We start from the raw sequence: 287 nt of genomic DNA, 5'->3' as shown, positions 1-287 counted from the left end.
GTTCGAAAATGCCGAAATTCCAGGAATTGTCGCAGTCGGCGCAACGATAGATCAGCCAGACGTCGATGCGCTTGCCATTGGCGTTGACGCGGAATTTCCCGCTGCAGCGATAGGCTTTCACGCCGCCGCAGCGATTGCAGTTGATCAATGGGCGCGGTGCGATTTCAGGCGCGATCGTCCAGTGGATGCGCAGGATAGAAGACATGCCGGTAAGTCCTTCCCGTCGGGAAGTTCATCCGGTCGGCGATGTCGAGATGCCCGTGCGGGCGCGGCGTGGCGGGTGGCTG

General features: G+C 60.6%; 1 protein-coding gene. It reads right to left on the bottom strand.

Features of this window, described 5'->3' with window-relative positions; genetic code table 11:
- Positions 1–205: DUF1062 domain-containing protein (locus EN857_RS34225; protein WP_135897742.1), on the bottom strand; the 205-nt coding region annotated here is incomplete at its 3' end.
- Between the last annotated feature and the right edge of the window lie 82 nt (positions 206–287).

This window comes from Mesorhizobium sp. M4B.F.Ca.ET.214.01.1.1 (genome assembly GCF_004791545.1).
GTDB lineage: Bacteria > Pseudomonadota > Alphaproteobacteria > Rhizobiales > Rhizobiaceae > Mesorhizobium > Mesorhizobium abyssinicae.
The sequence above is the reverse complement of the archived record's forward strand: the minus strand, read 5'-3'. Positions and strand labels throughout refer to the sequence as shown.